The organism is Pseudomonas sp. H1h (assembly GCF_000633255.1).
Classification (GTDB): Bacteria; Pseudomonadota; Gammaproteobacteria; order Pseudomonadales; family Pseudomonadaceae; genus Aquipseudomonas.
On the sequence record NZ_AYMJ01000055.1, the window covers coordinates 1 to 2,930 of the forward strand.

The 2,930-nt window shown below is 53.2% G+C and carries 4 protein-coding genes and 3 tRNA genes; all 7 read left to right on the plus strand.

Annotated features, from left to right (window positions below; translation table 11 throughout):
* Window positions 1-122 precede the first annotated feature (122 nt).
* The gene (birA, locus tag U862_RS0128920) at window positions 123-1,076 is read left to right on the plus strand and encodes a bifunctional biotin--[acetyl-CoA-carboxylase] ligase/biotin operon repressor BirA (protein WP_025113566.1); all 954 of its coding nucleotides are present in this window, start codon (window positions 123-125) and stop codon (window positions 1,074-1,076) included.
* On the plus strand, window positions 1,066-1,815 hold the full coding sequence (locus U862_RS0128925) for a pantothenate kinase (protein ID WP_025113567.1): 750 nt from the start codon (window positions 1,066-1,068) through the stop codon (window positions 1,813-1,815). Before birA ends, U862_RS0128925 begins: the two co-directional genes overlap by 11 nt.
* Before the next feature lie 7 nt (window positions 1,816-1,822).
* Window positions 1,823-2,260 (plus strand): hypothetical protein, encoded by a 438-nt coding sequence (locus tag U862_RS0128930; protein WP_025113568.1) that lies wholly within the window; start codon window positions 1,823-1,825, stop codon window positions 2,258-2,260.
* A 142-nt stretch (window positions 2,261-2,402) separates the two neighbouring features.
* Window positions 2,403-2,487: transfer RNA gene (locus U862_RS0128935), tRNA-Tyr, on the plus strand.
* 24 nt (window positions 2,488-2,511) lie between these two features.
* Window positions 2,512-2,585 (plus strand) — tRNA-Gly (locus U862_RS0128940).
* Between the two features lie 26 nt (window positions 2,586-2,611).
* Window positions 2,612-2,687: transfer RNA gene (locus U862_RS0128945), tRNA-Thr, on the plus strand.
* A gap of 85 nt (window positions 2,688-2,772) precedes the next feature.
* Window positions 2,773-2,930, plus strand: a 158-nt coding sequence (locus U862_RS29890; protein ID WP_238556644.1) for a GTP-binding protein, incomplete at its 3' end; no start/stop codon positions are given.

Consider the following 2,930-nt stretch of genomic DNA (forward strand, 5'->3'; position numbering starts at 1 on the left):
AAACCCCAATTGCGAAAGCAATTGGGGTTTTGTTTTGCCCGCAGGAAAGTGGTTTGCTTGATTTCTATGCAATCGGCCGCCTCATGGCTATTATTCGGGCCTCATTGTGAGGCGGGACCTGCATGCTGACGTTGTTGAATCTTTTAAAGGATGGTCGATTCCATTCTGGTCAGGCTCTTGGGGTTGCCCTGGGCATCAGTCGAAGTGCTGTATGGAAGCAGCTTCAGCATCTTGAGGCTGAGCTAGGGTTGTCCATCAATAAGGTCCGGGGTCGAGGCTACCAACTGGCTGCTCCCCTGACATTACTCGATCCTCTGAGTATTGGTGCCTTGGCCCCGGTTTGGCCTATGACAGTCTTTGACTCCATTGACTCCACCAATGGAGAAGCGTTGCGCGCGATCAATCAAGGTCGCACGGCGCCGTTCCTGGTCTTGGCAGAGCGACAAATTTCCGGCCGAGGACGCAGGGGGCGCAAGTGGGTAAGTCCCTTTGCTGAAAATCTCTATTACAGTTTGGTCCTGCGTATTGAAGGCGGCATGCGCCAGCTTGAGGGGCTGAGTCTTGTGGTCGGTCTGGCGGTCTTGCATTCCTTGCGAAAGCTGGGAGTGTCTGGCGCTGGATTGAAGTGGCCCAACGACGTATTGGTCGGAAACAAGAAAATTGCCGGTATTCTTCTGGAGCTCGTAGGGGATCCAGCAGATGTTTGTCACGTGGTGCTGGGGATAGGCATTAACGTGAATATGCAGGTTGCTGACGAGGTCGATCAGCAATGGACGTCAATTCGACTCGAGACGGGCAAAAGCTGTGATCGTAATGTATTGGTGGCGGAGCTAAGCGAGCAACTGCGCAGCTATATCCATCGCCATCAGGTGGATGGCTTTTCAGCTCTCCAGGATGAGTGGCAAAAGGACCATATGTGGCAAGGTCGCTCGGTTTCGTTGATTGCCGGCGCTAGTCATATAGAAGGCGTTGTGCTCGGTATTGATAGTCAAGGTGCGCTGCGCCTGAAGGTGGATGGCGTGGAAAAAGTATTTAGCGGTGGTGAGCTCAGTCTGAGGTTGCGTGATGATTCTTGAGCTCGACTGTGGAAACAGCTTCATCAAGTGGCGGGTATTGAATGCTGCCGCCGAAGGTCTTTTCGCAGAAGGAGTGGTCGACTCGGATCAGGCCCTGGTGGATAGTCTCTGTGCATTGGGCGGCCTGTCGCTACGTAACTGTCGCTTGGTCAGTGTCAGAACTAGTGAGGAGACTGCCGCTCTGACTCGGATTCTTGAGCAGACGTTCGCCCTCTCTGTAGTGTGTGCGAAGCCGGCCAATGAAATGTCCGGTGTCAAAAATGGCTATGACGACTATGAGCGTCTGGGGCTGGATCGCTGGCTGGCAATGCTCGGTGGTTTCCACCTGGCCGCAGGTGCTTGTCTGATTCTGGATTTCGGCACTGCTGTGACGGCAGACTTCATTAATGCCGACGGTGAGCACCAGGGGGGATTCATTTGTCCGGGGATGCCATTGATGCGAAATCAACTTCGCACACATACTCGGAATATCCGTTATGGAGATTTGGCTGCCGAGCGGGCTCTGACGAGTCATGCTCCTGGGCGGAGCACCGTTGAGGCGGTGGAGCGGGGGTGCTCGTTGATGTTGAGGGGGTTCGTGTTGACCCAAATGGAAATGGCTCGATCCTATTGGGGTGAGCACTTTACCGTCTTTATCACAGGTGGCGACGCAGGTTTGGTTGCGGATGTCGTGCCTGATGCCCGAGTCGTCCCGGATCTGGTCTTTGTGGGGTTGGCGATGGCGTGTCCCTTATCTTGAGGTTTGTATGCGTTGGTTGTTCCTGCTGTTGGTTGTTCTCAATGTGTTCTATTACGTCTGGCATCAGCAGGAAGCCCCCTTGCGAGCAAAAGATGTCACGCCACTCAGCATGTACCGTGGATCCCAGCAAGACATTCGCTTGCTGAGTGAGGCTAGTGATGAATCCGGAGTGGGGCAGGGTGCACGACGCACAGGGCAGGATTGCCTGTTCTTGGGTGGCTTGGCTCGAGAGGAGGCTATTTCTGCGCTGCAGCAGCGGCTAGTAGCCATGAACGTAAGGGCTCAACCTTCGCAAAAGGATCTCACCGAGCCCGGTTACTGGCTGCGCATCGCGCCCGAAAGCCAGCGTTTGTTAGGGGATGCCCAGTTGCAAAACCTTTCCAAGGAATTCAATGAGTTAAAACATAAAATAATGCTGTGCGAGGGGGTTGCACCGTTGGAATAGTTTGCATAGAATGGCGCCCGCTCCACAGCGAACACCTAAACAGGTTGTCAAAGCGGAGCGATGTCAACGCAGCTAACCTCAGGTTTTTAATGAGAAAATGCTTGACAGAAGGTCGGCATAGTATAGAATGCCGGCTCGCTTAGGAGGGGTTCCCGAGCGGCCAAAGGGATCAGACTGTAAATCTGACGTCTACGACTTCGAAGGTTCGAATCCTTCCCCCTCCACCATTTTTAGCGTGAGCTGCAAGCTCCGCGGGTATAGTTTAGTGGTAGAACCTCAGCCTTCCAAGCTGATGATGCGGGTTCGATTCCCGCTACCCGCTCCAAGTTTGCAGGTTGTGCAAAGTGTTACGCTCTTGTAGCTCAGTTGGTAGAGCACACCCTTGGTAAGGGTGAGGTCAGCGGTTCAAATCCGCTCAAGAGCTCCATATAACAAGGCAGATATGAAAATATCTGCCTTTGTTTTAATGGTTGATATTGTTTGTCTAATTTCTTCTGTTGAGGGTGATATCGATGGCTAAGGAAAAATTTGATCGTTCCCTGCCCCACGTCAACGTTGGGACCATTGGTCACGTTGACCACGGTAAAACCACTCTGACCGCTGCTCTGACTCGCGTTTGCTCCGAAGTTTTCGGTTCGGCCGTAGTTGAGTTCGACAAGATCGACAGCGC

What these genes read in the sequence shown, in the direction of transcription:
- birA (WP_025113566.1), top strand. Translation starts at nt 123, where the DNA reads ATGCTGACGTTGTTGAATCTTTTAAAGGATGGTCGATTCCATTCTGGT.
- U862_RS0128925 (WP_025113567.1), top strand. Translation starts at nt 1,066, where the DNA reads ATGATTCTTGAGCTCGACTGTGGAAACAGCTTCATCAAGTGGCGGGTA.
- U862_RS0128930 (WP_025113568.1), top strand. Translation starts at nt 1,823, where the DNA reads ATGCGTTGGTTGTTCCTGCTGTTGGTTGTTCTCAATGTGTTCTATTAC.